This window comes from Paenibacillus sp. USDA918EY (assembly GCF_009870825.1).
Taxonomy (GTDB): Bacteria; Bacillota; Bacilli; order Paenibacillales; family Paenibacillaceae; genus Paenibacillus_AQ; species Paenibacillus_AQ albilobatus.
This window is the reverse complement of record NZ_WTWY01000015.1, coordinates 39,161-64,400: the sequence shown is the minus strand read 5'-3', so window position 1 is coordinate 64,400 and position 25,240 is coordinate 39,161. Positions and strand designations below refer to the sequence as shown.

Sequence of the window (25,240 nt, the reverse complement as noted above, 5' to 3'; positions counted from 1 at the left end):
ACATCGGCTTCAGGGCCAGAATCGTTTGCCTATTTCATTTTTCAAAACTTTACAGCTTATAGATTTCCTTGTACTTTTCTTCCAAGTAGTCGGCCAGATAATCCGGGTTCAGTTCTTCGCCGGTAACCTGCATGATGATTTCCGCAGGCGTGCGGCTTTTGCCGAAGCGGTAAATTTTTTCGGTCAACCATTCCTTGATCGGAATCAGGTTGCCTTCGCGGATGTATTGGTCGAGCTCCGGCAGTTCTTTTTTCATCGTATTCATGATTTGGGCGGCATACATGTTGCCGAGCGAGTAGGATGCGAAATAGCCGAAATCGCCGCCGGACCAGTGAACGTCCTGCAAGACGCCGAGGCTGTCGTTCGGAGGCGTGATGCCAAGGTACTGCCGGTATTTTTCGTTCCATACCTTCGGCAAATCCTTCACTTCAAGGCCTTCGTTAAAGATCATTTTTTCGATTTCGTACCGGATAATGATGTGCAGGTTGTACGTCAGTTCGTCCGATTCGATCCGAATCAGGGAATTTTCCACGCGGTTCACCGCACGGTAGAAGTCGTCGAGCGACACGTCCTGAAGCTGCTGCGGGAAATGCTTTTGCAGATCCGGGTAATAACGCTCCCAGAACGCGCGGCTGCGGCCGATGATGTTTTCCCACAACCGGGACTGGGATTCGTGGATGCCCATCGACGTGCCTGTAGCGAGCGGCGTACCGGCAAGATCCTTGCTGATGTTTTGCTCATACAAGGCGTGTCCGCCTTCATGCAGGGAGCTGAACAGCGCGCTGGTCACGTCATCCTGCAAATAATGGGTCGTAATCCGCACGTCACCGGAGTTCAGTCCGATGGCAAACGGGTGAACGCTTTCATCAAGACGTCCGGCGTCAAAATCGTAACCCATTTGCCCGAGGATGAAGAGCCCCATTTTTTCCTGCTGCTCCTGTTCGAAAATTTGATCCAGGAACGTCGTGTCCGGCTTGTTCGGGGATGCTTGGATCGCCGCCACAAGCGGCACGAGACGTTCGCGCAGCCGCCCGAAAACTTCATCCAGCTTGGCGACGGTCAACTCCGGCTCGTATTTATCGAGAAGCGTGTCGTACGTCGTGCCCTTGACGCCCCAATAGCCGATGAACTCCTTCAGCAAGTCGACGATTTTGACCAGGTTCGGCTCGAACGAAGCAAAATCGTTGTTTGCTTTCGCTTCCTCCCAAATCGTTTGCGTATGCGCGGATAACACGGAAAACTCCTCGATTTTTTTCGCGGGGATCCGTTTGTTCTCGTCGTAGTCCTTTTTGCATTCCTTCACGATGCGGCGGGCCGTATCATCAAGCTGGCCGTCGACTTCCGGCCGGGTGAAATAGTCTATGTACTCTCCCATTTCGTCGGACACGCGCAGCTTGAACTGCTCGGCGGACAAGGTGCCGATCACGCCGGAACGAAGCTCCACGCCTTTTCGCGGCGCGCCTGTGCGCAGGTCCCAATGCATGAGCGAGATCGCTTCATTGTATGCGGTAATTTTGCGGACAAGTTCCGTAAAGGCTTCCCATTTTGCTTTGACATCGTTATTCATTTCAAGTTTCACCTCGCCACGTATTTTTGCCTTACCTCTTGATGATACTTTTTGCGGAAAGTATAATCAATATTTAATACGAAGGTTCGCTGACGAAGCCGGATACGGTGATGCGAAGGAGGCGATATCGCATGGATATCCGGATTACGGAACGCGCGCTGCGCTTTTTGCGCGGACGGATCGGCAGCCGGTCTTCCCCCGTCAGGCTCGTTTTCGACTCGGAAGGCTGCGGCTGCGGAGTGAACGGCGTCCCCGCTTTGTGGATTTTGCCCGAAAGGGATAAAGACGATCTTGAAATACATAACGCGGACATCCCTGTCGTCGTCAAACGGGACCACGCGGTATATTTCGAAGAACATTTGTACCTCGACTCCGAGGAAACGTACCCTTCCTTCCGGCTCACGGGGGACGGTCAGCTGTACGGCCAAAACATCCGGCTGCTGGACAAGCGTGGGGACTCATTTTAAATCAAACGAAAGGTTGTGTTGCATCATGAGCCAAATATCCGAAATTATGGAGTATAACCGGCAATTCGTTGAAGAAAAGGAATACGAAAAATATTTGACGGGCAAGTTTCCGGACAAAAAGATGGTTATCATCACCTGCATGGATACCCGCCTCGTCGAGCTTCTGCCCAAAGCGATGAACCTGAAAAACGGCGACGTCAAAATCATCAAAATCGCCGGGGGCATCGTTTCGCATCCGTTCGGCAGCGTCATGCGCAGCATTCTTGTCGCCCTTTATGAGCTAAAAGCGGACGAAGTCATCGTGGTCGGACATCTGGATTGCGGCATGGCGGCGCTCGACGGCGAACATATGATTCAGGAAATCCGGAATCGCGGCATATCGGAGGAAGTCCTGTCGACGCTCGAACATTCCGGGATCGATCTGAACAGCTGGCTGCGCGGTTTCAAAGACATCAAAGCAGGGGTCACCGGTACGGTCGGCCTGATCAAAAACCACCCGCTCCTGCCGTCCGGCGTTCCGGTTCACGGCATGATCATCGATCCGAACACCGGCGCGCTCGACCTGATCATCAACGGATACGAACAAGCCCAGTCCAAATAACCCAAGCTTATTCATAAAATTGTCAAACACGGATACCTGTATCCGTGTTTTTGTTTGCCCGCTCCGGTTGAAAACCATACAGTTTAAGTGTACACTTTTTGATGAAAGAACATATCACGTATGGGAGACATTGCAAATGAACACGTTATCCTACGGATTACTGGCTTTTTTGGCGCGGGAACCTTCCTCGGGTTATGACGTCATGTTAAAAATCCAGCCGTTTTGGCAGGCTAAGCACAGTCAAATTTATCCTCTGCTTGCGCAAATGGAGGAAAAGGAGCTTCTAACCTCGCATTGGGTCAAGCAATCGGAAAAACCCGATAAAAAAATCTATTCGATCACCGACAGCGGCATACGAAAACTGAAGGAATGGATGTACATGCCCCTTCCGGATCCCGTCACGAGGGATGAGCTTTCGATGAAAACGTTCTGCATGTGGCTGACCGACCGCGACAACGCCATCGAAATCGTGGAAACGAGAAAAACTTATTTTACCCGCAGGCTCGACTTCTTCAACAAGATGCTGACAAGTATCCCTGAAGAAAAGCGCACGTTCGGCAATCGCGAATTTTACGACTACATTCTCATCAAAAAGGGCATATTTAATGCGACGGCAGGGAAAGATTGGTGCGAATGGGTGCTGGTCATGTTGAGGGAACAGCAGATCAAGGAAACGTCGGCCCAAACGGTGAACTGAATTCAAAAATTTAAATAGTTGTATATTTTTTTATCAAAAAATGAAACTTTAAGATACTAAGCACGTAAAGCATGGTAGGCAGCTTTCATGCCAGCAAAATATTCGGGAGGTATTTGACTTCATGATGAACAAATCGCTCAAAAAATGGGTCATGATCGTCATGGCGTTTACGTTTTTCTTCGCCATCACGGTTCCTGCGGACAACGCGGATGCGCGCCGTGGCGGTGGCGGCGGATTCAGATCCGGAACGAAAGGGTTTACCAACACGCCGAAAAAATCGACGACTACGGATAACTACAAAAAATCCACGAATACCAGCAATTCCACGACAAACGCTCCTGCCAAGCGCGGATTTTTCAGCGGCGGAGGCTTTTTTAAAGGGCTGATGATCGGCGGTCTTGCCGGCATGCTGTTTGGCGGATTGTTCGGCAATATGGGCTTCTTCGGGGATATTCTCGGCCTTCTTATCAACCTGCTTGCGATTTATGTCGTCATCGCCCTTGTCGTCGCAGCGGTGAGAGCCTTTAAAAACCGGCGCAAACCGGATACGCGCAACGGACGGTATTAAGCCATGATGGTTCTCACGATGGATGAAATCGTCAATGCGATATGCCTTCACATCGCCGAACGCAAGCAAATCCGTCCCCAGGACGTTCAAGTCGAGCTGTTTTGGGACGAGGATACCGGTTATTCCGCGGAGGTATGGGCCGAAGGGCGAAGCCAATATCTGGTGGAATCGAACATGATCGAAGCGATTATGCGTTATTTGTACAGCGAATACAACATTCGCGCATACCGCGAACAGATTACGCTCGATCTGGACGAGGAGATTACCGCGCACGTCGATGTGGAAATGGAGCAGGCATACTGATTTTTATATAAGAAATGGAAAAAGCATGGGACCTAGGTTCCATGCTTTTGTTTGAATTCGGGATATCGTATACAGAATTGTAAATCTAGATCCATCCTTATAAAAACGGCTGCTATTCATATCATGCACAACGAAACTTTGGCTCGTTCGAACCAAGCGGCCTAATATATGCCTTCGTCGATTTCTTCCAGTTCTTTCGCCAAGTTCTCCATCGTATGCGCTCTTTCCGTTTCCGTCTGTCCATCGAACAGAAGCTGCTCGATAAATTCCCAAATGTCCTCCAGCTTGCGACGATCTTTGTAAAACCGAAGCGCATCGGGATGAATTTCGAAGTCTTTATGTTTTTTTCGATAAATCTCAATAAATTCGGGATAATACGGCTCATCGATCAAAAACATCAAGTCGGATTCGGCCGGCGCCAATCGCAATCCTTCCCAGTCGATCAACATCAGCTGCCGACCGGCTTGCATTAAATTCCAGGGATGCAGATCGGTGTGGCATAAAACCATTTTGAGCTGTTCGCTTTTTAAGGATTTCGATAACCTTTCGACGCGTTCGACCAGGCTAAAGATCTGTTTCAAGCGAGGTTCGACCACTGCTTTGACGTCAGCCGGCATTGTGCCGGATGTTTGGCTCGTGACGCCCTTCAACTGGCGCAAAAACGGAACGTCAAAATGCTCCTTGATTTTTTCCGTATTCACGGGGATTTCGTCTCCGTAGGAATGAAGCTCCGTAATGATTTCAGAAAACTGGAACGTTTGCGCTGCGGTCAACTTTTTATCCCCGACCGTTTCTCCGTCGATAAAATCATAAAGCATGTAGATCCCTTCATCGTCTTCGCACTTGTATTTTCCGGAAGCCGTTAACAAGGGCACGGGTATTTTGCCTTGTAAAAGGCTGTTTTGCGTAAGCCATCCGAGAATAGGCGCATATTCATCGATTAAGGCCGTCCATTTGGGCGTCGACGTTCTTCTTTTTTCATACATTTTCAAAAAATAGCTGCGGTTGCCCGCGGATATTTTGTAAGCGAGCGCGGCCCAGCCTCCCTGACGAGGTACAACCTCAGTGGGTTCTATACCATCATAATGTTTAAGTACGTTAAAGATGTCGGCCATGAAGTCTCCCCTCCCTTTCAAACGTCTCACAATAGACAGCAACCTCAACGTTGTCCATGTTTATCACTTTCTATAATTTATGGTCGAACCCGCCAATTTTAATGCCCGCGTTTTTTCTTTCCGGAAAAATATGTAATCCGGCCCCTCACGTCTTATATATTACCTTATCTACTGCTACGATTGCGAGTATGGGACATCCACAATAATGTTGGCGTGAAACCTGGGCCATTATACGGCATCATCCAAACGAAAAAGCATGGGACCGCTGTCCCATGCGCTGCCCCATGCTTTTGTTTCGAACGCATCTTTTGCGGACGAACAATCTATGCGAAAAACGACTTCCCGCGAGAGTGTCTCCGGGTCATTTGGCGATCAACGAAACGACGCTGTAAAGAAAGATCCAGCAGTCCGGCCATTTCCTTGTCTCTCTTCCGAACCGTAGGTTCGCCCATGACGACCGCAACGACCCGGGTTCCTTGTTTTTTGGCCGTAGCGGTAAGACAATACTTGGCTTTATCCGTAGTTCCAGTCTTTAATCCATCCACGCCCCGGTATTTACCAAGCAATGTGTTCGTATTTTTCAGCATCATTCGCGTTTGGCTATTCCTAGGTATGGTTGCATATTTCAAAGAAGTTAACTTTAAAATCCTTTGATGCCTTAGTAGCGATTTAGCGATGATAAACATGTCATAGGCACAGGAAAAATGATCTTTATGATCCAATCCGTGCACATTTACAAAATGGGTGTTCACCAAGCCAAGCGTTTTCGCTTTGTTGTTCATCAGCTTGACAAAGTTGGCTTCGGTGCCGGCCATATGTTCAGCCAACGCAACCGTCGCATCGTTGCCCGAGACAAGAACAATCCCCTTGAGCAGGTTCCGGAGCGGCATGACCTCCCCCGGTTTTAAGAAAAGACTTGAACCTTCCGTTGATGCGGCGTGTTTGGATACCTTTACAAGATCGCTCGTTTTTATTTTTCCCTGCTGCAGCATTTCCATGGCTAGAAGCAACGTCATCATTTTTGTCATGCTGGCGGGAGGCAATTTCTTGAAGGGATGTTTTTGAAATAATATGTTGCCTGTATTCAAATGAACTGCAATGGCAGATTTGGCAAACTTAGCGTACTTCATTCGAACGCTGCATTCTTTCCGTTTCCGACATCCGTTTGGTTTAGACACCCTGCTGTTTTGCTCATTTCCAACCGATCTTCCCCCTTCACAGGAACGCAAGCCGACCCTCGTCAAAACAATGTATGCCTCTGAAATATCCTTTGACAAGGCTTGTATCACGGCTTCGGGAGATTTGTTATCGGTGTGCCCGGCCAAAGGATCGTTCGATATCGTCCCTTATCCTTTTATACCGCTAAACGTTATACCGCTAATAAACGTTTTCTGAAGAAAAAAGAACAGAATGATGATCGGCAATGTCATCAAGGTGGACACGGCCATCAACAAGCCCCATTCGGAGCCTTTTTGGCTTTGAAATTGCTGCAATCCGAGCGAGACGGTGTAAGAAGGTTCGTTCGTTAAATAGAGCAACGGCCCCATGAAATCAGTCCAGCTAGCCATAAATTGAAACAATGCGACGGCTAGGATCGCCGATTTGGCAAGCGGAAACATGATCTGCAAATAGATGCGAAACTCGCTGGCGCCGTCTAATCGGGCGGCTTCGCGCAGGGCGTCAGGCAGACCGAGGAAAAACTGCCGCGTCAGAAAAATGTAAATGGGCACTCCCAAAAATTGCGGAACAATAAGCGGAAGCGGCGTGCCAACCCACCCCAGCTTGGTAAACAATAGGAAAAGAGGAATCATCGTAACTTGACCGGGAATCATCATGACAGCGAGGGTAATGAAAAAAAGCAACCCCCGCCCGCGCCACTCCAGCTTGGCAAAACTGTATGCCACCAAAGGACAGGACACGATCACACCAAGCGTGCTGAAAATCGTAATGATCGCAGTATTTTTCAAATAGGTCCAGAAAGGAATATACTCGACGGCACGGGCATAATTGCTCCACATAAAAGGATGCGGAATCCATTGCGGAGGAAACGTAAATATTTGCGTGAGTGGTTTCAGAGAGGTCGAAATGAGCCAAACAAACGGCAGAATGAAAAATGCCGAAGCGATAATGAGACAAAGGTATGCTAACGTGCGGTTGATTCTTTTGATCGCGGTAGGATTCATCCGGCTTCCTCCTTATTTCCCTTGATAATGCACCCAGCGTTTCGACGTCATGAAAACGACTGCGGTTAATGCCATCACGATAATAAACAAGATCCAGGCCATGGCCGACGCATATCCCATTTTGAAATATCTGAATCCGTTTTCGTATAAATACATGACGTAAAAAGTCATGGAATTTGCAGGAGTTCCTTGCCCCTTCGTCAGCGTATAAGGAAGCGTGAATTGTTGAAAGGCACCGATCATTCCCATGACCAAGTTATAGAATATGACCGGCGTGAGCAAGGGCAACGTTACCGCTTTCGTTTTTTGGAACCAGCTGGCACCGTCAATCTCAGCGGCTTCGTAATAATCTTCAGGGATGTCCCCTAACCCCGCAAGGTAGATTACGACGGCTTGTCCAATACCCCAAAGCGACATCAGGATCAGGGAAGGTTTGGACCATGCCTCGCCGCTAAGCCAAGGGGGCCCGTCAATGCCGATGCTTGCCAACATTCCATTCACCAAACCGAAGTTGGGATGCAGCAGCCACATCCATAAAACCGCCAAAGCCACTTGCGGGACAAGGGTGGGCAAGAAAAAGATCGTTCTGAATACAGCCAAGCCTTTGACTTTCATATTCAACATCATGGCAAGCGCCACACCGATAAAAATACTTAACGGAACAAAAAATACCGTGAAATAAATCGTATTGTATATGGATTTCCAGAACAAAGGATCATGGAACAGTTCCCTATAATTATTCAATCCAACGAATTCGCCGGGCTGAAGAATGCTGTAAGTCGTAAAACTGAAGTAGATCGACGTCAACATCGGAATTGCATAAAAGCATAGCAGTCCCAGGATCCATGGGGAAGCAAACAGCCACCCCGTTACGTTTCGGCGGAACGATCGTTGTTTTCCCGCTGCCGGAAATGTTTTTACACGAGCTGCACCGGCCAGTTTTGCCATATCCATTCCCCTTCCGGTTATTATGCATCGGCAGACAAGGAAGGAACCCCCTCCCGCCTGCCGGAGATGTTATTGATTGTATTTTTCCAACGCTTTATTGACGGTCTCGGTTACGCGGTCCAAATTTTCTTTTGGCGTGCCGTTGCCGCGGGTAGCCTTTTCCGTTGCGGAAGCCAGTTCGTTCCACAGCAGCTGCCCTTCAGGAATAACCGGGCGGTTATGCGAGTGAGGCAAAATATTAACGAATTCCTTCATGATCGGATCGTCTTTGTATCCGAATTTCGCATTCACCGAATCGATCACGGAGAATCCCGAATTTGCATTCACCAATGCTTGTCCTTCTTCTTTCCCCAAAAACTCGAGGAACTTCCATGCAGCATCGACGTTTTTGGCGCCTTTAGGGATAATCGCGGAGCCGCCTCCCGACCATGTCGTAAAGTTCGTTCCTGTCGGCGTCGGTATGGGGGCAACGCCGTAATTCAGATTCGGATTGAATTTTTTGATGCCCGGCACGGTAAAGTTTCCGCTCACTTTCATGCTGATCTGTCCGGAAATGAACGGATCCATTTCTTCCGAACCGGCCGCGCTTGTAAATCCTGCAATATCTTCGACGTTATATTTTTTGCCAAAGTCGGTCATCCACTGAAGCGCTTCCACGACTTTGGGATCGTTGGCCGTAATTTTGCCGGTTGCGGGATCCTGGAATTCCCCTCCGAAGGCCCAGCCCCAGGTATACAGCCAACCTTGCGAATACCAAGGGATAAAACCGATCCGTTTGAACCGTTTCCCCTCCTTAATCGTCAGCTTTTCCGCGGCCGCTTCGAGCTCAGCAATCGTTTTTGGCGGCTTTTCGGGATCCAATCCCACTTCCTTAAAATGATCTTTATTGTAAAACAGCAGACGGGCGTCGGTATCCATCGGAATGGCATAAAGCTTTCCTTTGTAACTGGACTCGTCCCAAGCAAACGGGTAATACAGTTCTTTGCGGATTCCGGATGCCTCAGCCATCGAAGTCAGATCGGTCAACGACCCCTGCGCCGCCCAAGTGCCGACTTTAAACCGGTCGAGAAGCGCAACGTCGGGAGGATTGCCGCCGGCAACCGCCGTTAGCAGCTTCTGGTCCGATCCTTCGCTGGACTCCGTGTAAACCAAATGCATTTTGATCGTAGGATTCTTTTCCTCGAAGGCTTTCACCACTTTATTCATATTCTCCAGATCGATGGAGGTAAGGCCATGCCACATCGTAACGGTCGTAACACCCGGTTGATCGCCCGAGCCTGCATTCTTTGAGCAAGCGGTTACAATGATCAAAACAGTCAAAAGCACCAGAATCGGAAAAACGCGTCTTTTAGATTTCCCCATTCATAAATCCCCCTTAAAATTAGGTTTTGTTGGTGATTCAACTCCTTTATGCCCCCGGCCACCTCCTGTTAAGCTCATACACTCCAAAAGAAATCATATGAACCTATGAATAATCGGAAATGATATTCTAAGCAGCGCCAACGATGAGGTTATATTCGGTATGTTATTATACTTAGTATGTCATGTCAATTATTAAATTGCGATATTATACTAAAACTGCCATCATTTCCTTGTAAAAAAGAAGCCCCGAAAAGTCCAATGGACTTTCCGGAGCTTTCCGTCATGAAGCATTCTTATTGGTGAGCCGATCAGTTCATAGCGTCATTTCTTAACGATCATCCGGTGATCAACAATCGTCCGTTCAGGAACCGATGTTCCAAGAATCTGGGAGACCAGCATATTCACCGCCGCTTCTCCCATCTGCTTCTCATCTTGTTCAATGTGGGTGAATGGGGTTTGTCCCAGATAATCATCCATCGAGTCGAAGCAAACAATCTCGAATTCCTCCAATGATTTCCCCATCGAATGAATTACATTAGCCAGCATCGTGGCGATTAAAAACTCCGAAACGACAAACGCCTTCACGTTGGGGTGCTGCTCCAAAAAAACTCTAAGCGTCTCTTTATCTTTTTCCTTGGCCTCCCCGTCCATGTTTTCGGGAAGAGTTCCTCTTAAGTTTGTTATTAAATAATCTTTGTTCAATTTCATTCCTTCTTGGGTGAAAGCTAACGTATATCCGAGCAGTCTCTCCTCCAACGTTGAAGTGTTCTCCTCCGGAGGGGATAAAAACGCTATTTTTTTATGGCCTTTATGGATTAAATGGAGCGTGAGATCCATCGATGCTTTTTTATTATCGGTATACACCGAACAAACGGGAATTCCTTTCAAATATCGATCGACTAAAACGATTGGAAATTGATCAAATACGAGTCGAAGCAATTCTGAATTATAATGTTCGCCATGAATAGGTGTCATGAGTAATCCCTTGACGCCCAGGCTAATGAAAAGTTGGATGGCGCGTATTTCTTCCTCACGGTCCCCGAATGTACGTTTGATGATCAGCTGATAATGATGCTCGGCGCTTTGCTTTTCCATCGATCTCAGCAGCTTAAGGCCGAACTCATCGGAAAAATTCGGTGTGATGAACCCGAGAAGCCGCTTCTCATCGTCAGCAACCAGAGGCGGCGTTATACTCTTGGGCCCTTGCCCCGCCGTCAGATGATCCGCTACGAATGAACCTTTGCCTTGAATTCGTATGATCACTCCTGAATCGGCCAGTTTCTCCAAAGCTTTTTTAGAGGTAATGCGGCTGACCCCAAATTGTTCGGCTAATTCTTTTTCCGAGGACAAGCGATCCCCCGCTTTCAACCGGCCTTCCTTAATTTCTTGGATTATGTAAAGATATATTTGCTCGTATAGATGCAGCTCCATTTCATTCACCCTTACATCATAATATTGATATACTAAGTATACTATATAAAAATCAAATCGCAATTTCTATGCCGCTTTGAGCATGACAATATAACCGGATATGAACCCCCACCATTCGGCTTGTTTTTTTATTTCTTATTCCCGACCTTCATTTTGACTAGAATCCACCCCAAAATAAAGGCGAGAGACACCCCGATCGCAATCAGATACACGTTAAAGAACAAACTGTTGGTGTACTGGTTAACCCAGCCAAAACGGTACACGACCGATGGTTCATGACGGGTGAAACCGTTCAGCGTTTTCCGAAGGGAATGGATCTTGCCAACCTCCAGAGCAACCATGATAACGATCATGCAGACGGCCAGCAAAGGATAAACTTTGTTTAATAATTTTTCCGGATGCTTTTTATAGAAAGCTCTGGTTAGAACGGTTGTATGGAACATCAATAGAAGCAAGCATAATCCACCCACGATCAGCACGATTACCCCAGGGTTCCCGTTCCCGGATATCCCATGTCCGGGCCGATATGTAAACGTCAATACATCCACTGCTGCGGCAAGAAAAATGTTTATAAGTAAACATGCTAAAAAAAGCAAACCTGTCTTTTTCATTGCCCTTTTCATTGCCTTGCAGCTCCTTTTATTCATAGGCTCCCTCCCGATTCGCCGCAGCATGAAACAAATTTCCAAATTTTGCGTATTGTTCTGCAAAGGAGTTGAATCGCAATGCTCATGTTCGCTGGTATTATATGTATCGCGATTGGTTTGATCAATGTCATCAATCCCAATTTTGCGTGGTATTTGAAAGAAAGTTGGAAGGTCGACGGCGATTCCGAGCCAAGCGACACTTATATCGCTCTCACGAAAATAGGCGGAGTCATCGCGATTGTATTTGGCGTCATCTTTTTTTTCACGGGAATTTTTTCTTGATTCCGATTTTCCAAAACCTGGATCCCTTGAAGAAAATGAAACCCATGTCCTCAGGACATGGGTTATTGTCCGTACCGGTGTTTGTCGCCTCTTAACGACTCCTGATGACGTCAACCGAGGACCAATCCGGCCCTCAATTCATTGACGCCAAATTCAAGGTAACCCTTTAAACAGGTTAACATATAAACCCAGCCTTCCTTGTTGCCTAACATTTGGCTTAGCAGATTTTCGTCGTGCCCGTTAAAACCTTCTTCGTTAACTTCAACAATCGTGCCGCCATGATCCATTTCCGTCAGCGTCATCGTAACGACATTTCCTTCCTCGCCGTCCCCCCACCGGAAAACGATTTTTTTGTCCGCTTCCATGTCCAAAATTTGAATTGCGCCTTCCGCAGCGTATTCATCGTATTTCAATATAACCGTCTTTCCTTGCTCCCATCTTTCGGAGCTGGACGAGAACCAAAAATTTCCGATTTTTGCGGGGTCGACGAAGGCTTCAAACACTTCATGCGCAGGCTTCAAAATTTTCATTTTCGTCAGGTTGTTCATATATAACCCTTCCTTCTTTCATCCGATTGTCATCATTCCCTGAAACGACGATGGCTCCGACCTTCAACGGCTCTGCATACCGGTGATACAGCCCGCCAGCCACCAACGTTCTTTATTCATCATCAGCATTACTTTCCCGGACTATACGCACCCATGAACGCCCCTGTTTTTCTCCGTTTATTTCCCAAACAACCTGTGCATAAGCAAAAATTGGATGAGTCCCGTTGTTCACATGCTGAAAAAGACATCCGCCACGGGATGTCTGCAAAAGCTTTCACTCAAAACGTGTAATACCAATAAACGGCGATCTCATCCGTCTGCCTGTTTATTCCCTTATATATGTTCAAGTCGAATCCGCCGATTTCAAAACCGCAGCTCTCGTAAAATTTGCACGCCCTCACGTTATTATGCTGCGTTTCCAGCATGATGCCCGGCATTCCGTTTTCTTTCGCCCAACGTTTGACTTGTTCCACCAGTTTCCTTCCGATGCCGCGCCGCCTGAACCTGCGGTCCACTTTGATGTCTTCGATGCAGGCATATTCGTTCCAATTGCGCTTCACGATAACCTGCCCTGCAATGCGTTTGCCCGCAAAAGCCAAAAATACGGCCCGGTCCGGCTGATCGATATACATGGAGCAGTCCGTGTCGTCCGCTTCCTCAAACGTTTCATCTTCGTAGCTTTTTTCATAGGGGGTCACGGATTTGACCGCGTATTTAATTTGGTTGTCCTCCAGCGACAGAAGCAAAACCGAATCCACGACAAACCGATCGTCGATGTCGATTCGCTGCCCGCAGTCCTCTTTTGTCATTTTCCGTATCGTTATTTTCTCCATGGTTTGGCCTCACCTTCAATTACAGTTATTCATTCATCCTCAAAAAAGCGATTCCATTATGAAGGCGGGCCGCGGACTTATCGAAATACTTCCAATTCTCTCATGAATAGAACCTCCGAACGATTGGATTTTGTGAACGAGGAAATATCAAGCGGAAAGAAGCAAAGGATGCCTCGAGTCTCGCAATAAAGGTTATCCATGGGTTGAATGCATCATTTCTAGCATTATATCAAAATATTCCCTTATTACGCTCGTCTATGTTATATTATAGGTATATTATACCAACAGGGAGTATGTGTACATGAAAAAAAGATTGCTCACTAGTTCTTTTGCATTACTATTTCTGTTTTCGAGCACCGTCGCAACTGCACATCCGGGCAGAACCGATGCGAACGGCGGCCATACCTGCTGGACAAACTGTTCCAGATGGGGACTGGAATATGGCGAGTACCATTACCATAACGGCGGACACTCGTCATCCGGTTCAAAAAAATCCTCGAGTGGTTCTTCCTCCAAATCGAGCCGTTCGAATTCGCAAACATCCCAGCCCAAACCTGCACCGAAACCGTCTTACCAGAAATCGTCGATCAAGGTTTTCGTAAACGGGAACAGAGTCGAGTTTGCGAACGCGCCGTTAATCTATGAAAATACGAACCTCGTCCCTCTTCGGGACCTCGTGCAAGCGTTGGGAGCCGGCTTGAGTTATGATCAAAGCACCGGAACGATTGGCGTAACAAAAGGCTCCTATAAAGTGACGTTGACCGTCGGCAGCAACATCGTATTTTATAACGGAACATCCGAAACGGCCAGCGCCGCACCCAAAATCATAAACGGTGTTACCTACGTGCCATTGCAAGTCATCGTCAAAGGATTGGGAGCAGGTATGGCGATTGACTCGGCCGATCATTCATTTAAGATTACCATCAAATAAGATACGGGAGCTTTAGCCGAACAAACCTTTTGCTTGGATAAAACATCCGATAAATTCAAAGCCGCTGTCCCTTCAGCAATTTGCTGACAGGGACTTTTTTTAAATCCAATGGTCGATGCGTTCGGCTTCGGTCATCCAGGTCAGGCCTTCAATCGTTTCCGCAGGGACGCCAATACGATCTGCTTCCGGTAAAAAACGGGCCTTGTTCCAACCAACGCCACACTGCATAACGCCAAACGCCTTCACGGCAGCCGGCAATTGCGTGTGAGAACTTAGCCCGCGGCTCCGCGTGAATTATGAATCGGTTCTTTTCCCCGTTACCCTGCAGCTTTCCAGCTTGATCCAAAAGTTGCTTTCATCGGCACCGCCGACCGTCCCCTCAACCTGGTAGCCCGGATACATCCACGCCGGAGGCGTATGCATTCGCAGCACCGGATCGTTTGCAACGGCGTAAGACTCCCCGACCAACCGGATGATGACCCCTTGCGGATAAAACATTTGGATCGTCCCGGTGACGGTTGTGCCCGGCCGATATTGCCGTTTCGTTTCTTCCCATGCGTTTTTGTAAGGCTCTACCGCCGTATGCCAAACTTCCTCGAACGCCTCGGGGGTGATTTCTTCGTCCCCGTCGAAGATCTCTACTTCCGTTTCGCACAGCTGAAAATCCGGCGCGATGGATACGCGGCACCGGCCTTCCGCAAAGGAAACCTGCCGATATGCAGCCCCGCGTTCATCGATTTCGAAATAATAAAGCTCGTTGTCTTCGATGCCGTTTGCTTTTATATATTTCATTTCGTGCCCCCCTTTCCTGTAGTTCGTCTCAGCCGTCCTGCCGTTTGCATTGCCGCGCACCTATCGGTTCGCAATGTCAGCGGATGTTGAACCAGTGGTTCCATCATAACATTCCGCAATGGAGACCAACGATCAAAATTTGCAAAAAATAGTATTGATCCCCCTTTGTTTTGGAACGGATTTTGCTTATTAACATAATGACAGCAATTACGACTGATTTGTTCATAACGAAAGGGGAAGCCAAACCTATGATCAGAATCGAACAAGACGGATTGGGAGCCCGTGTGCTGCCCTCCCATGCGTATTACGGAATACGGACCCTGCGTGCCTCCGAGAAACTTCCGCATCATGGCGGCATGCCGGTTCACGATGAACTGATCGGTGCGATCGCTTGCGTAAAAAAAGCCGCTGCATTGGCCCATGCCGAATCGGGCAAGCTGCCGGTCCAAATGGGCAAGGCACTGATCAGGGCGTCGGAGGAAGTGATCGAGGGAAAACATAGACGGGAGATTATCGTGGATTGGCTTCAGGACATCTCCGGAGAGTCCCTGAATATGAACTTGAATGAAATTATCGCCAACCGGGCGCTGGAGCTCATCCTTGAAGATAAAGGCAATTATTCCGTCATCGACCCGGTCCGGCATGTGAATATGGGACAGACAACAAGCGGCGTCGTCGCGGCGGCTCTCCGGATCGCTTCGCACCGATTATCCCAAGCATTGATTGTTTCCATCGATCAAATGGTCCATCGCTTGATGGTCAAAAAAGCGGAAATCGATGCCCGATTGGGACCTGAACGCCTGCATTGGCAGCCGGGAACGCCGGCATGGATCGGCCGGCAAATGGAAGAGTACGCGCAGCAGCTTCGGCTGGATCTGGAACGGATCGCCGCCGCCGACTTCAGGCTGACCTCCGGCATAAACGCAGTCCGCATCGGCAGCGATGATGAGTTGATCGGACCCAAAATATTATTCCATTTGCGGCAATTCGCTCAACTCGGGGCGCAGCTCCCGGCAGAAGTCGAACGCTCCGAAACAAACACCGAAGGGTTTGCGCGGCTTTCCTCTGCGGTAAAACATTGCGGGCTGAATCTGTCCAACCTGTGCGGCGACCTTCGTCTCGCCTTCTCGCTGCAACCCCCCGGCCAACATCTTGAACTTTTTGGCAGCGCGGAAGCAGCCGCGGGCGAATCCCTCAGCCAAGTCGCGTTCCAGGCGATCGGCTTCGACCACAGCCTCGGTCTGGCCGCGGAAGCCGGCATGCTGGACCGGGACGCCATCCCGCCTGTGCTGGCGTATAATTTGCTTGAATCGCTGAAGCTTATGGGAAAAGGCGTGAACGCCTGGGTTGCGGCAGCCCAACACAGCCCGGAGAAGCGGGCAGCCGGCCAATAACGGCGGCCTTTCTCCGCTTCCAAAAAACCAGCCAGCAGAACAAATCCCGCAGCAACCTGTCGTTTTCGCCACGCCGAAGGGAGCTGTCTCAAAAGCAGGTTTCTTGTTTGGCAAGGCAGCTCACTTCAGTGAAAATTACGTTTATTATAAGGGCATGGTGGTGTCACAACGTTATCCCGGCACCGCCATGTCTTTATTTGGGTCTATCGCCGCTTTCTTGAGCAGTTTATGGGCGAGCGAAAGCCACCCGACCTCTACGACACGCCTCGAAGCAGAAAACGTTTGAATCCTCGGTTGTTCTTCATGGGGCCGCCCTCAAGATCTAAAATCTTTGGGGACGGCCTCTTTCGATTGTCCGCAGGCATTCAAAAAGGCTGCCCCGGAAATCGTTTTTCCGCGGGCAGCCGATGGCTTATATTTTATTTTTTCGGCCCGACGAGGACATGATTCTTAATTCTTCCCGGTATTTGGCCACGGCTCTGCGCGAAAGCCGGATTCCCTCCAGGGCAAGCAGATCGGTGATGTTCTGATCGGAATACGGGCGGCTTTTATCTTCGGCATCGATCATCTCTTTGATTCTCGCCTTGACCATGCGCGAGGAAGCCAATCCTCCATCGCCGCTCGCCACGCCCGCGGCAAAAAAATATTTGAGCGGGAACACGCCGTGCGGGGTGAGCGCAAATTTGCCGTTGACCGCGCGGCTGACCGTCGACTCATGCATATTCAGCTTTTGCGATATTTTGTTTAACGTCATCGGCCGCAAGCCTTTGACGCCATCGCTCACAAATTCCCGCTGCTCCTCCATCATGGCATGCACCACTTTAAGCAGGGTAGCCTTCCGCATCTCCACGCAGCGTACGAGCCACGCCGCCGACTTGACGCAGCGGTTTACGTAAGACATCGCTTCCGCGGAAGGATGCTTTTTTGCCCATAACCGGTATTCGTCGCTGATGGACAAACGAGGGAGGCTCGAGCGATGAAGCGAAACCGTAAAGCCTTCCGCATGGCGCTCGACCACGGCGTCGGGGACGATAAACTGCGGCTCGAAGACCCCAAGCGCCGTCCCGGGCCGCGGGTTTAAAGACCGGATATATTGCAGGGCACGCGCCGCCTGCTCTTTCGTTATCCGCAGTTCGGAGGCGATCCGGCCAACGTTCCCGCTTGCCGCGTCCTGCATATAACCTTCGACGACGTCCAGCGCAAAAGGAACAGGCTTCGGGTCCCGGACGATCTGCAGCCTCAAACATTCCCGCAGATCCCTGCCGGCGATTCCGGCGGGCTCCAAAGATTGCAGCTTCTCCAGCGCGAGTTCAAGCAGCGGTTCGCCAACGTTTAAACGCTTTCCTATTTCGGCTAATGGTACGTCCAAATACCCGTCATCGTTCAGATTGCCCGCCATATACGCGGCCGCTTTGAATACGGCGGGAGGAATCGATAGGAGGCGAAGCTGGCTGAGCAGCTTTTCCTCCATCGTGTCCTGCCTGCACGCCGCGTTCAGGAATGGATCCATTGGAGGCGAACCTCCCCCGCGTCCGATTTTGGCATCGGTTACCGGCGTTTCTCTGCGGATTTCAAGCTCCAAAACGGGGTTTTCCGTCGCCTGCTCCTGCAAATATTGCAACAACTCGTCGCCGGGCAGCGATAAAATGTGGATGGATTGCTTCAGTTCAGGAGTGATCGCCAGCTTCAAGCGTTGATCTTGCACAAGTTGATAGCCCAACAATGGCCTCTCCCCTTCCGCGCAGGTCGTTCAATGAAAAGATGGTCTTCTTTTTACAATACTCGAAAGCATGCCATAAAACTACCGCCGCCACTGTCTAAAATTTTAGAATCGATCCGATACGAGCTTCGCTTGCGTAAACAGCAGCAAATAATCCCGGCCGCCTGCTTTCGAGTCCGTTCCCGACATATTGAATCCGCCGAACGGATGCGTGCCGACAAGCGCGCCCGTACATTTGCGGTTGAAATACAGGTTGCCCACGAAAAATTCGCGTCTGGCCTTTTCCAGATGGGCCCCGTTCCGCGAAATGACGGCGCCGGTCAATCCGTAAACGGTATTGTTGGCGAATTCCAGCGCTTCGTCAAACGAAGCGGCTTTCGTAAAAGCGACGACCGGGCCAAAAATTTCCTCTTGGGAAATGCGTGCCGTCGGTTCGACGTCCGCAAAAATGGTCGGCTCGATAAAATATCCGTTTGGTTCTCCCGTCCCGCCGCCAAGCACCAGCCGCCCTTCCTGCTTGCCGATTTCAATGTATTCCAAAATTTTGGCGTATGCCTTTTCGTCGATGACCGGGCCGAGGTTTGCGGACGCTTCGGCCGGATTGCTCATGATCAGCTTGCTTGCGCGCTCCACCACTTTGTTCAGCACGGTATCGTATACTTCTTCATGGACGATCACGCGCGAGCAGGCCGAGCATTTTTGCCCGGAGAAACCAAACGCCGAGGTGGTGATCACGTCCGCCGCCAAGTCCAGATCGGCCTCCTGGTCCACGATGATGGCATCTTTTCCGCCCATTTCGGCCACGACGCGTTTGATCCATTTTTGTCCCGGCTGGGTTTTGGCTGCACGTTCGTTGATCCGCAGTCCCACGTCGCGGGAACCGGTAAAGCTGATAAACCGGGTAAGCGGATGATCCACGAGGTAATCGCCTACCTGTCCGCCCGGCCCCGGAAGAAAATTAACCACGCCCGGCGGCAGCCCCACCTCTTCGAGCAATTCCACGAATTTCGCCGCGATCACCGGCGTCGCGCTGGCCGGCTTCAGCACCACCGTATTGCCGGCCACGACCGCGGCCGTGGTCATCCCCGCCATGATTGCCAGCGGGAAGTTCCACGGAGGAATGACGACGCCGACGCCCAAAGGAATATAATACAGTTCGTTTTCTTCCTCTTCGCTGACCGTTAACGGTTGAGGCAAGCTAAGGCGCTGCATTTCCCGTCCGTAAAATTCGAGAAAATCGATCGCTTCCGCCGTTTCGACGTCGGCCTCGACTCTCGTTTTTCCCGCCTCGAACGTCATCAGGGCCGAAAATTCATGGCGGCGCCGGCGCAGCAGCGCGGCGGCCCGGAATAAGTACCGTGCGCGTTCGCCCGGATCGGTGCGCTTCCACGTCTCGAACGTCGCTGCCGCCGTTTGAATCGCTTTTTCCGCCAAAGGAATGTCGGCTTGCGATACGGTGCCGATCACCTGTGACGTATTCGCCGGATTGATCGAGTCGATTTTGCGGTCGGTCATCATTTTTTCCCCGCCGATCATGAGCGGATACACTTTGCCGAGTTCGGCTTCCACCTTTTTCAGCGCCGCGTCGTATTCCGCATTGTTGCCTTCTTCCTTGAAATTGACGAATACCTCGTTTTTAAATTCGGATCTCATCAGTCGTACCATCCTTCCTTATCGTTTTCGGAAAATTCATCCGTTCCTGCATTGGTAAGAAGCAAAAATCATGCCAACACGGGCGAAACTCCTTTTTGGCATATTTTTTGCTTGAATCATGATGTCAAGAACGATTAGCGATACATCGAAAGGGGAATGGGTCACATGGACCGTACCGAATTGTACCGGAAGGTGCTGCTCTCGGTTGCCGGCAACAAGCTGGTCGAGAAGCTGTCGCTCAAATATGGACGAAAACTGGCGAGCAAATTTATCGCGGGTGATACGCTTGCCGAAGCGCTGAACGAAATCGAGGTGCTGAACAGCAAAGGGATTATGGTGACGCTCGACCATTTGGGGGAAGGCATCAAGGCGCTATCCGAGGCTTCCGGATATAAAGAGGAATATTTAAGGCTGGTGGACGGCATCGCGGAGCGAAACGTCCTCTCGAACGTCTCCTTAAAGCCGACCCAAATGGGTTTGGCCCTCGATCCGGAAGCATGCTACTCCAACATTCGAGAGGTTGTCGGCCGGGCCAAAAAACACGGCAATTTCGTCAGGATCGATATGGAGGATTCGCCGTTTACGCAGGCTACGATCGACATCGTGCTCCGTCTGCACGGAGAAGGGCTGACCAACGTCGGCACCGTCATTCAAGCCTATTTGCGCCGCACCGAGGAAGACGTCAGGAAATTGATCGATGCGGGCGTCAATCTCCGTTTGGTCAAAGGCGCTTACAAAGAGCCGGGAACGGTCGCCTTTCAGCAAATGAGCGAAGTCATCGCCAATTATCAAAAAATCATCCGCATGCATCTGGACCGGGGCGTTTACACCGCCATCGCCTCCCATGACGACCGCATCATCCAATGGGTCAAGGAATACGCCCGTGCAAACGGCATCGGCAAAGATGCTTTTGAATTCCAGATGCTCTACGGCTTGCGGATGAACGAGCAGGAACGACTGGCAAAGGAAGGTTACCGGATTCGCTGCTATATGCCGTACGGAACGATGTGGTATCCATACTATACACGGCGGTTGGCCGAAAAACCGGCAAATCTGTGGATGGTTCTGAAAAACATGTTTAAATGAGGATTTTGCAAAAATCCAAAAAGCGACTTTCAATCAGCAATATATAGAGCGAAACGGTCTAGTTCGTCTATATACTGTACCCGGAAGCGGCAGGAATCGAATTTTGTAAAATCCTGAAATAAAAATCCTTGGAAACCGAAAGTGATTTACACCCAAAAACAGGCTGGGTATAATGGCCCTATCGATGAATTAGAACTTCACTTCATTATTCGTCTTGGTTAGGGGGCAGCAGAATGAAACATGTATTGCCCAGTCCGGAACGTCTGATCCGAACGAATTATCGAATCGTCCTTCCGGCCGATCTGGAGCTCCTTCGGAACGGTCCGGAAATGACGGAAGACGGCCCGGTTTTTCTGGAAATGCAAGCCGGCCGTTACGGTCTGGTAACCGGGCCGGCGGAAGCCGGCGGCGAACTCCATATCGCCGTTGTCCGGACGGTGCATGCGGAGGATTCTTTGCCGGGCATCTCCGCCGCTTTTGCTTCCTGTCCGTTTGCAATCGTGCTTCATGACGGCAAACCTGCCGGTTATATCGCGGCCCGGGACGTCATCGAAGCGGCTGTTCAAGCCCATCGCCATTTGGAGGCCTATTTCTCGGCCACGTTGGAAGCGCTTAATCCCGACGTCGCGATTACGATCATTGATGAAGATGGACGCGTGGCAGGTTGGACGACCGGCGCGGAGCATATGTTTTCGATCCAAAAAAACGAAATCATCGGAAAACCCGCTTCGGACTTTTTCCCCGTCGACCGGCTGCAATCGCTGAAGACGCTCGAAACCGGCGAATCGGTACAAAAAAAGCTGCACCGGCCGCGCCAGGACATGTTCGTTCTCATCAACTCCGAACCCGTAACGCTGGATGGCGGGATCATCGGCGCCGTCGCGGCAGAGTCCGATTTAAGCACGCAGATGAAACTTCACCAGGAATTGCTTCAGATGACAAGCAAGGTCCATCACCTGCAGAAGGAAGTCGCGATGTTAAGCCCTTCGCCTTCGAACGACCCTTTTCAGCATATCAAAGGAACGAGTCCCGCCATTAAAAGCAGCATCGCCACGATCAAAAAGATCAGCACGACCAAAGCAACGGTCCTGATCCAGGGCGAAAGCGGCACAGGCAAGGAATTGTTCGCCCAGGCGATCCATCGCTGCCGCGAAGCGGCCGACGCCCCGTTTATCGCCATCAACTGCGGGGCCATTCCGGGCGCGCTGTTCGAAAGCGAGCTTTTCGGTTACGAGAAAGGCGCTTTTTCCGGGGCCGACCCGAAAGGCAAAAAAGGAAAAATCGAGCTGGCGAGCGGAGGCACCCTGTTTCTGGACGAAATCGGGGAAATGCCTTTGGAGATGCAGGTCAAAATGCTGCGCGTCCTGCAGGAGAAAAATTATTTTCCCGTCGGCGGAACCAAGCTGAAACAGGCGGATTGCCGAATTATTGCCGCGACGAACCGGGATTTGAAAAAAATGATCGCGGAAGGCGCATTCCGCGAGGATTTGTATTACAGGCTGAACGTCGTCTCCATGGACATCCCTCCCCTGCGCGACCGCAAAGAGGATATTTACGAGCTGACGCAGTCGTTTTTGCATGAATTTTCCCTTGTATACGGCCGCCACATCCAATCCTTCACGCCGGACGTATTCGAGGATTTGCTGCAATACGATTGGCCGGGCAACATCCGCGAGCTTCGGAACACGATTGAACGGCTCGTCATATTCTCGACCGACGGCGAGGTGAAACGCGAATATTTGCCGGCGAACATATATACGGGCGATCAAAAAAACGGGGCTGCGGGCCAAACTCCCGATCCGCGCAACAAGGCGGACTTGGACGGCGCTCAATTTCAGGCGAGGCTCGATGAATACGAGCGCAGCCTGCTTCAGCAGCTGCTGGAAACGTACGGCGGCAACAAGCTTGCGGTCGCGAAACGGCTCGGCATCTCGAGAGCGACGTTGTACAACAAGTTAAAAAGGCTCCAATTGTAAATCATGGCATTGTTTGTTTTATTAGACAGTCGGAATTTAAATGTCTAAAAATTTAGACGTTTTATGGGGACCATTAACGTCCGGTTGAACGCAAACGCAGCACCGCGCGCAAAGATTTGCGCGCGGTGCGAAATAGATGACTTTAAAATGTTGGAATCAGGTATCCGCCATGGCTATGGTGTTACAGATATTTGGCTACCCATTTTTTTAGTCCATCTTTGGACAGAATCCCGACTTCTTTGGCGACCGGTTTCCCGTTTTTGAACAATACGGTTGCAGGAATGCTCATAATTCCGAATTGGGCCGCCGTCTCGACATTTTCATCCACGTTGACTTTCAGGACTTTGACATCGCTTTTGTTATCGGAAGCATACGCTTCGAGAATGGGAGCAAACATGCGGCAAGGCCCGCACCAAGACGCCCAGAAATTCACCAGCGTAACCCCTTCGCTCCGCAGATCTTTTTTGAATGTAGAATCGGTTGCATGATAAATGGTCATGTCGGTCTTCCTCTCTTTTTGAATGGTTTTGGTTAAGAAAATAAACCGGAACGGATGTTATCCGCCGAAATATCGGCAATCGAATATTTTGCCAAACAGTTCATGACGCAATGCCGCACCTCGACGATCACCTGATCGAGGCCGTCTGAAGCCGATTCCGCCGCCCCGGCGTTTTGATCTCCCGGCTTGTATTTTTCATCGCTGACGGCTTCAAGCGCGACGGCAAGCGAAATATGCTCGGGAGGAGCTCTGAGCGTGTACCCGCCGTCCCTCCCTTCCTTCGCTTCAATGATCCCTCTCTTCAGGAGCGGCGACATGATTTTTCTTAAGTAAACGGCATGAACGCGCAGATGGCGGGCCATTTCCCCGCTTGTCATCGTTCCCCCGTGAGCCGCCAGGAGCAAAATGACGAGAACCAATACACGAAACCTGGATGTTCCCAGCGCGCGATCGGAGTCGAAAACCGGAGTCATTCCCCAAAATCCTCATCGGTCAAATCCATATTGACGGTTATGGCGACTTTGCTGCCCGCGGCTGCGGCATAAACCAACTGCGAAGGACGAACATAGGCGGCATCGCCGGCGGCATAGATTCCCTTGACGGAACTTCTCCCCGCAGCGTCGACGGCGATGCCTCCGTCATCATTCGTTTCATATCCCAGAGCATCCTTAAATTCGGCTTTCGGCAAAAATTTGGGCGTAATAAAAGCCCCGCCCCGTTCGATCAGGCTGCCGTCCGCAAAGCGGATGGACTCCAGCTGCCCGTCATGTCCCGAAAACGCGGCGACCTGCGTCCGAATGACGCGGATGCCCCGGGATTCCAGCCTCTGCCGCTGTTCGTCCGTAAGCGGGGCACCTCCATTCGTGCATACGATCAAATCCCTGCTCCAGTTATACAGCAGCTTGGCCATGTGGAAAACCGAAGGCTCTTCCGAAATGACCGCAAGCGGTCGATCCCTCATCTCCCAACCATCGCAATACGGACAATTGAACACGCTTTTTCCGTAATATTCGTGCAAGCCCTCGATGTTTGGAAACACTTCCTTCAACCCTGAAGCAAAGATCAGTTTCCGGGCCTCGACGGCTTTTCCGGAAGCCGTCAAAACGCAAAAACCGTTTTTCGTTTTCCGAACACCGGTGACCCCGGTCTGCCAATGCCTGACGGAAGGATATTTCAAAACTTCTTCATGGGCAATCCGCCTGAAATCGGCAGGCGTTACGCCGTCCCTCGTAATAAACCCATGAGAGGCCCGCGTGACCCTGTTTCTTGGCTGGCCATCATCAAAAATCGCAACGTTTCGTCTCGCACGGCCAAGCACCAAGGCGGCATTTAACCCTGCCGGCCCTCCGCCCACGATCGCACAATCATAGATCATTTTGTGTCCACCTTTCTCACTTAAAAATAGATATTAGAGATATCTTATATCCTTAATATGTTCAAAAAAATAGCCGTTTTTTCCACAGTTATTTTTGCGCAAGCTAGCAAATCTTTTTGTTTCGCAACTGCTGCTCCATCGCTTCCTCGGCGGATATCATCACTTTCCGGATGTCGAATTTCATATCATCACCCCCTAAATAAGAGAGTTCATATATCTATAATACCTTCGATTAAAATTAAAGTCAAATCCAATCGACGGC

Annotated in this window: 26 protein-coding genes; 9 read left to right on the top strand and 17 right to left on the bottom strand. The window is 50.1% G+C overall.

The features are described from left to right. Positions 1 to 49 precede the first annotated feature (49 nt). Complete coding sequence (locus GQY55_RS23680) at positions 50 to 1,567, bottom strand: carboxypeptidase M32 (protein ID WP_160044385.1); 1,518 nt, start codon at positions 1,565 to 1,567, stop codon at positions 50 to 52. A gap of 131 nt (positions 1,568 to 1,698) precedes the next feature. On the opposite strand from GQY55_RS23680, the gene GQY55_RS23675 reads away from it, so the two are divergent. The 5 genes from GQY55_RS23675 to GQY55_RS23655 all read left to right on the top strand — a co-directional run bounded on the left by GQY55_RS23675 (position 1,699) and on the right by GQY55_RS23655 (position 4,203). Next, entirely contained in the window at positions 1,699 to 2,034 is a 336-nt protein-coding gene (locus GQY55_RS23675) for an iron-sulfur cluster biosynthesis family protein (protein ID WP_160044384.1), read from the top strand. A gap of 25 nt (positions 2,035 to 2,059) precedes the next feature. After that, positions 2,060 to 2,635 carry a beta-class carbonic anhydrase gene (locus tag GQY55_RS23670; RefSeq protein ID WP_160044383.1) on the top strand — a complete coding sequence of 192 codons (576 nt, stop codon included), beginning with the start codon at positions 2,060 to 2,062 and terminating at the stop codon, positions 2,633 to 2,635. 136 nt (positions 2,636 to 2,771) lie between these two features. Beyond that, the gene (locus GQY55_RS23665) at positions 2,772 to 3,332 is read left to right on the top strand and encodes a PadR family transcriptional regulator (RefSeq protein ID WP_160044382.1); all 561 of its coding nucleotides are present in this window, start codon (positions 2,772 to 2,774) and stop codon (positions 3,330 to 3,332) included. A gap of 121 nt (positions 3,333 to 3,453) precedes the next feature. Further along, positions 3,454 to 3,900, top strand: a complete 447-nt coding sequence (locus tag GQY55_RS23660) for a hypothetical protein (protein ID WP_236575822.1) — start codon at positions 3,454 to 3,456, stop codon at positions 3,898 to 3,900. 6 nt (positions 3,901 to 3,906) lie between these two features. Beyond that, positions 3,907 to 4,203 (top strand): YxcD family protein, encoded by a 297-nt coding sequence (locus tag GQY55_RS23655; protein ID WP_160044472.1) that lies wholly within the window; start codon positions 3,907 to 3,909, stop codon positions 4,201 to 4,203. Positions 4,204 to 4,364: 161 nt separating this feature from the next. Here the strand turns inward: GQY55_RS23655 and GQY55_RS23650 are convergent, their stop codons facing one another. The 9 genes from GQY55_RS23650 to GQY55_RS23610 all read right to left on the bottom strand — a co-directional run bounded on the left by GQY55_RS23650 (position 4,365) and on the right by GQY55_RS23610 (position 13,552). After that, on the bottom strand, positions 4,365 to 5,318 hold the full coding sequence (locus tag GQY55_RS23650; protein WP_160044381.1) for an aminoglycoside phosphotransferase family protein: 954 nt from the start codon (positions 5,316 to 5,318) through the stop codon (positions 4,365 to 4,367). A gap of 323 nt (positions 5,319 to 5,641) precedes the next feature. Beyond that, complete coding sequence (locus GQY55_RS23645; RefSeq protein ID WP_160044380.1) at positions 5,642 to 6,448, bottom strand: D-alanyl-D-alanine carboxypeptidase family protein; 807 nt, start codon at positions 6,446 to 6,448, stop codon at positions 5,642 to 5,644. 216 nt (positions 6,449 to 6,664) lie between these two features. Further along, complete coding sequence (locus GQY55_RS23640; RefSeq protein ID WP_160044379.1) at positions 6,665 to 7,501, bottom strand: carbohydrate ABC transporter permease; 837 nt, start codon at positions 7,499 to 7,501, stop codon at positions 6,665 to 6,667. A gap of 12 nt (positions 7,502 to 7,513) precedes the next feature. Then, complete coding sequence (locus GQY55_RS23635) at positions 7,514 to 8,449, bottom strand: carbohydrate ABC transporter permease (RefSeq protein ID WP_160044378.1); 936 nt, start codon at positions 8,447 to 8,449, stop codon at positions 7,514 to 7,516. A 69-nt stretch (positions 8,450 to 8,518) separates the two neighbouring features. After that, on the bottom strand, positions 8,519 to 9,811 hold the full coding sequence (locus GQY55_RS23630; protein WP_160044377.1) for an ABC transporter substrate-binding protein: 1,293 nt from the start codon (positions 9,809 to 9,811) through the stop codon (positions 8,519 to 8,521). Between the two features lie 321 nt (positions 9,812 to 10,132). Further along, the gene (locus GQY55_RS23625; RefSeq protein WP_160044376.1) at positions 10,133 to 11,242 is read right to left on the bottom strand and encodes a GntR family transcriptional regulator; all 1,110 of its coding nucleotides are present in this window, start codon (positions 11,240 to 11,242) and stop codon (positions 10,133 to 10,135) included. Positions 11,243 to 11,370: 128 nt separating this feature from the next. After that, complete coding sequence (locus tag GQY55_RS32150; protein ID WP_160044375.1) at positions 11,371 to 12,285, bottom strand: hypothetical protein; 915 nt, start codon at positions 12,283 to 12,285, stop codon at positions 11,371 to 11,373. Further along, positions 12,282 to 12,719: an SRPBCC family protein gene (locus GQY55_RS23615; protein WP_160044374.1), complete on the bottom strand. Its 438-nt coding sequence runs from the start codon at positions 12,717 to 12,719 to the stop codon at positions 12,282 to 12,284. Before GQY55_RS23615 ends, GQY55_RS32150 begins: the two co-directional genes overlap by 4 nt. A gap of 278 nt (positions 12,720 to 12,997) precedes the next feature. Beyond that, positions 12,998 to 13,552 carry a GNAT family N-acetyltransferase gene (locus tag GQY55_RS23610; protein ID WP_160044373.1) on the bottom strand — a complete coding sequence of 185 codons (555 nt, stop codon included), beginning with the start codon at positions 13,550 to 13,552 and terminating at the stop codon, positions 12,998 to 13,000. Between the two features lie 301 nt (positions 13,553 to 13,853). Here GQY55_RS23610 and GQY55_RS23605 point away from each other — a divergent pair, with 301 nt between their 5' ends. After that, a complete protein-coding gene (locus GQY55_RS23605) occupies positions 13,854 to 14,483 on the top strand; it encodes a copper amine oxidase N-terminal domain-containing protein (protein ID WP_160044372.1) in 630 nt (209 codons plus the stop codon). Positions 14,484 to 14,582: 99 nt separating this feature from the next. Here GQY55_RS23605 and GQY55_RS31595 read toward each other — a convergent pair whose 3' ends face one another. Next, positions 14,583 to 14,729, bottom strand: a complete 147-nt coding sequence (locus GQY55_RS31595) for a hypothetical protein (protein WP_236575821.1) — start codon at positions 14,727 to 14,729, stop codon at positions 14,583 to 14,585. Positions 14,730 to 14,777: 48 nt separating this feature from the next. Next, complete coding sequence (locus tag GQY55_RS23600; protein ID WP_160044371.1) at positions 14,778 to 15,275, bottom strand: hypothetical protein; 498 nt, start codon at positions 15,273 to 15,275, stop codon at positions 14,778 to 14,780. A gap of 197 nt (positions 15,276 to 15,472) precedes the next feature. On the opposite strand from GQY55_RS23600, the gene GQY55_RS23595 reads away from it, so the two are divergent. Continuing rightward, a complete protein-coding gene (locus GQY55_RS23595; RefSeq protein ID WP_236575820.1) occupies positions 15,473 to 16,669 on the top strand; it encodes a lyase family protein in 1,197 nt (398 codons plus the stop codon). A 412-nt stretch (positions 16,670 to 17,081) separates the two neighbouring features. Here the strand turns inward: GQY55_RS23595 and rpoN are convergent, their stop codons facing one another. Together rpoN and pruA are read right to left on the bottom strand one after the other, a co-directional pair. Next, positions 17,082 to 18,389: an RNA polymerase factor sigma-54 gene (rpoN, locus tag GQY55_RS23590; RefSeq protein WP_236575819.1), complete on the bottom strand. Its 1,308-nt coding sequence runs from the start codon at positions 18,387 to 18,389 to the stop codon at positions 17,082 to 17,084. A gap of 105 nt (positions 18,390 to 18,494) precedes the next feature. Further along, positions 18,495 to 20,042 carry an L-glutamate gamma-semialdehyde dehydrogenase gene (gene pruA / locus GQY55_RS23585; RefSeq protein ID WP_160044368.1) on the bottom strand — a complete coding sequence of 516 codons (1,548 nt, stop codon included), beginning with the start codon at positions 20,040 to 20,042 and terminating at the stop codon, positions 18,495 to 18,497. 165 nt (positions 20,043 to 20,207) lie between these two features. Between pruA and GQY55_RS23580 the strand changes: the two genes are divergently transcribed. Together GQY55_RS23580 and GQY55_RS23575 are read left to right on the top strand one after the other, a co-directional pair. Then, positions 20,208 to 21,128, top strand: coding sequence for a proline dehydrogenase family protein (locus GQY55_RS23580; RefSeq protein WP_160044367.1), 921 nt, complete (start codon positions 20,208 to 20,210; stop codon positions 21,126 to 21,128). 233 nt (positions 21,129 to 21,361) lie between these two features. Further along, positions 21,362 to 23,104 carry a sigma-54 interaction domain-containing protein gene (locus GQY55_RS23575; protein ID WP_160044366.1) on the top strand — a complete coding sequence of 581 codons (1,743 nt, stop codon included), beginning with the start codon at positions 21,362 to 21,364 and terminating at the stop codon, positions 23,102 to 23,104. A gap of 181 nt (positions 23,105 to 23,285) precedes the next feature. Here the strand turns inward: GQY55_RS23575 and trxA are convergent, their stop codons facing one another. The 3 genes from trxA to GQY55_RS23560 are packed head-to-tail and all read right to left on the bottom strand — an operon-like array spanning position 23,286 to position 24,978. Next, positions 23,286 to 23,603: a thioredoxin gene (trxA, locus tag GQY55_RS23570; protein WP_160044365.1), complete on the bottom strand. Its 318-nt coding sequence runs from the start codon at positions 23,601 to 23,603 to the stop codon at positions 23,286 to 23,288. Between the two features lie 32 nt (positions 23,604 to 23,635). Further along, on the bottom strand, positions 23,636 to 24,076 hold the full coding sequence (locus GQY55_RS23565; RefSeq protein WP_160044364.1) for an RrF2 family transcriptional regulator: 441 nt from the start codon (positions 24,074 to 24,076) through the stop codon (positions 23,636 to 23,638). Continuing rightward, positions 24,073 to 24,978 carry an NAD(P)/FAD-dependent oxidoreductase gene (locus GQY55_RS23560; protein ID WP_160044363.1) on the bottom strand — a complete coding sequence of 302 codons (906 nt, stop codon included), beginning with the start codon at positions 24,976 to 24,978 and terminating at the stop codon, positions 24,073 to 24,075. The genes GQY55_RS23565 and GQY55_RS23560 overlap by 4 nt, the downstream gene beginning before the upstream one ends. Positions 24,979 to 25,240 lie beyond the last annotated feature (262 nt).